Source organism: Marivirga sp. (genome assembly GCF_024636815.1).
Taxonomy (GTDB): Bacteria; Bacteroidota; Bacteroidia; order Cytophagales; family Cyclobacteriaceae; genus Marivirga.
Map to the genome: position 1 here is coordinate 1 of NZ_JAGXGF010000131.1, position 5209 is coordinate 5209.

At 32.2% G+C, this 5209-nt stretch carries 5 protein-coding genes; 4 read left to right on the forward strand and 1 reads right to left on the reverse strand.

What is annotated here, in order from left to right; genetic code table 11:
* From Q0L29_RS10025 to Q0L29_RS10035, 3 genes are all read left to right on the forward strand, one after another.
* A partial coding sequence (locus Q0L29_RS10025; RefSeq protein ID WP_296621313.1) for a glycosyltransferase occupies positions 1-292 on the forward strand: 292 nt, incomplete at its 5' end.
* A 72-nt stretch (positions 293-364) separates the two neighbouring features.
* Positions 365-1402 (forward strand): DUF6588 family protein, encoded by a 1038-nt coding sequence (locus Q0L29_RS10030; protein WP_296621315.1) that lies wholly within the window; start codon positions 365-367, stop codon positions 1400-1402.
* Positions 1403-1545: 143 nt separating this feature from the next.
* Positions 1546-2142: an outer membrane beta-barrel protein gene (locus Q0L29_RS10035; RefSeq protein WP_296621316.1), complete on the forward strand. Its 597-nt coding sequence runs from the start codon at positions 1546-1548 to the stop codon at positions 2140-2142.
* Between the two features lie 92 nt (positions 2143-2234).
* On the opposite strand, the gene Q0L29_RS10040 is transcribed toward Q0L29_RS10035, so the two are convergent.
* The gene (locus tag Q0L29_RS10040; RefSeq protein ID WP_296621318.1) at positions 2235-3695 is read right to left on the reverse strand and encodes a HAMP domain-containing sensor histidine kinase; all 1461 of its coding nucleotides are present in this window, start codon (positions 3693-3695) and stop codon (positions 2235-2237) included.
* 321 nt (positions 3696-4016) lie between these two features.
* On the opposite strand from Q0L29_RS10040, the gene kbl reads away from it, so the two are divergent.
* Positions 4017-5204, forward strand: a complete 1188-nt coding sequence (kbl, locus tag Q0L29_RS10045) for a glycine C-acetyltransferase (protein ID WP_296621320.1) — start codon at positions 4017-4019, stop codon at positions 5202-5204.
* Positions 5205-5209 lie beyond the last annotated feature (5 nt).

Sequence of the window (5209 nt, forward strand, 5' to 3'; positions counted from 1 at the left end):
ACCATTAACTGATGATATCTGGAGTCAGGGTAAATGCGGTTTTAAATTATTGCAGTATATGGCCATTAAAAAGCCCGTTGTTGCTTCTCCTGTTGGAGTTAATAAAAAAATAATAAATGAAAGCCAGGCGGGATTTTCAGCTAAAAAAGAAAAAGAATGGAGTAAATCAATAGTTAAGCTTTTGACTAATAATGAACTTAGGAAAGATTTAGGAAATAAAGGAGCAGCTTATATAAAAGACAATTATTCTGTTCACTCCAATAAAAATACATTTTTAAGTTTATTTGAGTGAGTATTTTAAAATATTTAAATATTCAATAAATTTCAATACTTTTATACATATGTATCACTAAAACCAATCAATATGAAGAAGATTTTTACAATTATTATCGTATTTGTTTTATCCTTAAGCATAGGGATAGAAAAATCATTTGGGCAAAACTCTGAATTTGATCAGTTAGTAGAAAGTGGCCTTGGAGATGCCAATACTTACCTTAAAAACTATATGAATCCATTTGCATCATCCTTAGGAAATGGATTAGCCAATGGCTGGTATAATACAGCAAAACCACACAAAACTTTGGGATTTGATTTAACGGTCAATTTTAATTTTGCAATCATACCAGATGCCGCCTCACAATTTGATTTTAATTCTGATACTTATACAAATTTGAGATTAGCAGATCCTAATCAAAATATGTTGCCAACCTTCACCGGTGGAACTACTACCACTCAACTTGAAATTTTTGGGGAAAGAGATATAGATGGAGAACCTTATACTTATGAAGAACAAATCAAAGCTCCTGATGGATTTGGTTTAGATGACTTGCCTGGTCCTTTAGCAGTACCTACCCCAACAATACAATTAGGGGTTGGTGTGGTAAAAAATACAGATGTGATAATTCGTTACACCCCAGAAATTAATGTTGGTGACTTAAGCTTCCGTTCTTTTGGTTTTGGTGTAAAACATGATTTCAAACAATGGATCCCTGGAATGAAATTATTACCATTTGATTTATCTGCTTTAGTTGGTTATAATAAAATCACCACCAACTATCAAATAGATGAAACAGCAGGACAGTTTGCTGAATTTGGGGCAAGTGCTACTACTTTACAAGCAATTATATCAAAGAAACTATTATTCTTCACGCCTTATGCCGGTTTAGGAGTTAATATCATAAATTCAAACTTTGCTATGAAAGGTGACTATATTTTTAATGAAGGAACCGCAGATGAAGTAACTGTTACTGATCCAATTGATATCGCTTTTGACGGTAGTGGTGGACCAAGACTTACAGTAGGTGCAAGATTAAAAATTCTTTGGGTATTAGCTTTAAATGTTGATTACACTATTCAAAAGTACAATACGCTATCTGTAGGTTTAGGCTTAAACATTCGATAGAATATGAATTAAAAATATATTTCATAGCACAGATCAAGCTTTTGGTCTGTGCTTTTTTGTTTTTTATAGCCAAATAATACATACTATCATATTATTTAAGTTTTTGCGTTAATATTGCATCACAACTTAAAACATAAAGTAATATGAAAATTAAATTATTGATTTTATTGGTTTTATTAACTGCACAACAAGCCTTTTCTCAAATCGGGACAGGCAGCACTCTAATTGGAGGAAGTCTTCAATACCAAAGCATTGAACGAGCAGATTTCCAAGAAATAAGAATCTTACCTAATGTTCAGTATTTCATTAGCGACAACCTTTCAATTGGAGGAGCCCTTGGTTTTATCACACAGAGAAACAATTTAGGAGAAGATACTTACGGTAGAACTAATACATTTGTGGTTAGTCCTGAAGCTAGATACTATATTGATTTAGGCGAAAATGTGAAGTTTTACGGAGCTGCAAATATTGGATTTGGTTTTGGTGGTACAACAGGAATAAATGGAAATGAAAGAATTGAGGGGGATGCTATATCAAGCTTTAATTTAGGAATAAAACCAGGTATTTTATTTACCCCAGGTTCTAAAATCGGATTTAATTTCGAGTTAAATTTCATTTCTTTTAATAGGCTGGCTGTTACTCCACCAAATGACAATACCACCACTGTTTCTAATGGATTTACATTCGGAACCAATACTTTTGCTCCAACATTTGGTTTATATTATATCTTAGGAAATTAATTCTAATTTATTAAAGTACTAAGAAGCCTCATTGAATCGGATATTCAATGAGGCTTTTTCTAGTAACTCAGGTTAGTAATATTCATTACCTACTATATATTTATGGGTAAGTAAATCTTGACTTTAGTCCATTCTCTTTCTTTACTTTCAATATTCATAGTCCCACCTAATTTCTTTAGTATTTCCCGACTGTTGTAAAGCCCCATTCCATTTCCATTGGAAAGCTCTGTGCCTCTGTAAAACATATCAAATATTTTAGGCTTCACTTTGTCAGCGATTCCAATTCCATTATCAATAATTTCGATTAAATGAAAATCCTCATTTTGAGTAACTTTTATATGAATTTCAAATTTATCCTTACTAGAATCTTGATATTGAAAACAATTTTTCATCAAACCTTTAATTATAATTCCTAAGCGATCTGCATCAGTTTTAATACTATAATCTTCAGCAATATCAATTTTGACAGTAGGATTAATTTCAAAGATATCATCAACAAACATCAGCATCTGCTCCATAAGGTCTCGCAAATTGACCTCCTCAAAGTTCACATGAGTGTGTATGTTGGTTGCTACATTGCTTATATCACTAACAAACCCATTGAGTAATCTTAAGTTTAATCTTAGATGATGCTTTAATTCATTAACTGTTTGCACATCAGAAATCTCAATTACTTTCAGAAGTCCTTCTAATGATGCAACAGGACCTCTTATATTATGAGAAACACTATAAAGAAATTTATCTAATTCATGATTTATTTGATTCAGTGCCAAATTTTGCTTTGTAATTTCCTCTGAGAAATGCATGTTTTCAGTTTTATCTTCTAAAATGAAAATGTATCCTGCTTCCATATTATCCTGTCCTTCCACTAAAAAGGCAGTAGCATTAATAAAAACCTCGGAAGAATCTTTTACATTATGAATTACAAAGGAAAATTTAAATTCGCCACCCTCTTCTTTAAGTTTTTCAATCAGCCCCCAGAACTGAGAAATATTTTTAACATAAATAGAATCAATAAAATTGAACTTTTGCTCTATTTCTCGCCCATATAATAATCTAAACTTTTCATTAGTCCACAGCGCTTCGAAATCTCTATTCGTATGGACTATTCCACTTGGGAGCCTATTTAATAATTCTTTATTAGTGATTGATTCTTCGAAAAGATGATGCCCATTTGAATTGCTTATTGAGTTATAAGAATTTACTGGCTGATTAAATCTTAATATTTGAATTAATGCTTTTCCTTCATTTTGAAAAATAGGATTGAATAAAATGGTTATATCATCTTGTTTAAAATGAACAGAATTGATAGTATCACTTTCTTTAAGACTGGCTTCAAAGCCTGCTAATCCCTTTTCAAATTCACAACGTTTTTGAACAAATTGATGATTTACATTGAGGAATTGATGAGAATGCAGATCAATAATAAACATGGGATCATGTCCATTCTCAAAAAAATCTGCAAAAGTCTCAAAGCCATTTCCCATTTCACAACTAACGGATATGTATCCTTTTTGATTTTCTTTAAGGTTCCTTAAAAAATTCTGAATCATTAAAACAAAATTAGATAGGCTTTGTAGTAGAGAAAAATGGTTTTAACTAAATACATTACAATTGTAAAAAAATATTAATTAGCTTGATTCTAATAGTAAATCATTGATTTAGTGGTCTTTTTTAAGTAATCCCACCTATTCTTTCCTTGAATGAATAGGTAAAAACACTAAAAAACAGTTTTAAGATAATTAACTTTTAATCAAAATGATACAGAATGTAGTTACATCTATAATTTAAAAATATAGCTTGATTTCTACCCGAATTAATGGAGATTCATGGAATGAAGCTTATCTTTGTTTACAGAAAAAATTTCAGGAAATATGTACGGAAATCTTCAAGAAAAACTTCAAGCCGAACTTAAACAACAACAAAAAGACGGTCTTTATAAAAAAGAAAGAATTATTACTACTCCTCAGGGAGCATCAATTAAAACGGATACCGGAAAAGAAGTACTAAACTTCTGTTCCAATAATTATTTAGGACTTTCTTCCCATCCAAAAGTATTGGAAGCTGCAAAAAACACTTTGGATACCCATGGTTTTGGCATGTCTTCTGTAAGGTTTATTTGCGGAACTCAAGATATTCATAAAGAACTTGAAAAAAAGATAGCCGAATTTTTAGGAATGGAAGACACCATTCTTTATGCAGCGGCATTTGATGCAAATGGCGGAGTATTTGAGCCTATATTAGGGCCAGAAGATGCTATCATTTCAGATTCACTTAATCATGCTTCCATTATAGATGGGGTTAGACTTTGTAAAGCTGCTCGATATCGTTACCAAAATAACGATATGGCTGATTTGGAAGAGCAGCTGAAGAAAGCTAAAGATGCTAAAAGCAAAATCATTGTGACAGATGGTGTTTTCTCTATGGACGGTTATGTAGCTCAGCTGGACAAAATTTGTGATTTAGCTGATAAATATGATGCCTTAGTGATGGTTGATGATTGTCATGCTACTGGCTTTATTGGGAAAACCGGCAGAGGTACACATGAGCTTAATAATGTAATGGGCAGAGTAGATATCATCACTGGAACATTAGGCAAGGCTTTAGGCGGAGCAATGGGTGGTTTTACTTCCGGAAGAAAGGAAATTATTGATATGTTAAGGCAAAAATCAAGGCCTTATTTATTTTCCAATTCATTGGCTCCTTCAATTGTTGGGGCTTCTATCACTGTTTTTGATTTATTGAGCCGTTCAACCGAATTAAGGGATAAACTGGAAAATAATGTCAATTACTTCAAAGAGAATATCAAAAAAGCAGGTTTTGACATTAAGGATGGGGATTCAGCGATCGTTCCTATCATGGTTTATGATGCCTCCTTATCTCAAAAATTTGCTGATAGATTATTGGAAGAAGGTATTTATGTCATTGGATTTTTCTATCCGGTAGTACCAAAAGAGCAAGCAAGAATAAGGGTTCAATTATCCGCAGCTCATGATAAAGAGCATTTGGACAAAGCCATTGAAGCTTTTACTAAAGTGGGGAAAGAATTGAATATTATATAAAAAAG

Coding starts and splice junctions, on each gene's coding strand:
- Q0L29_RS10030 (WP_296621315.1), top strand. CDS start 365: ATGAAGAAGATTTTTACAATTATTATCGTATTTGTTTTATCCTTAAGC.
- Q0L29_RS10035 (WP_296621316.1), top strand. CDS start 1,546: ATGAAAATTAAATTATTGATTTTATTGGTTTTATTAACTGCACAACAA.
- Q0L29_RS10040 (WP_296621318.1), bottom strand. CDS start 3,695: ATGATTCAGAATTTTTTAAGGAACCTTAAAGAAAATCAAAAAGGATAC.
- kbl (WP_296621320.1), top strand. CDS start 4,017: ATGTACGGAAATCTTCAAGAAAAACTTCAAGCCGAACTTAAACAACAA.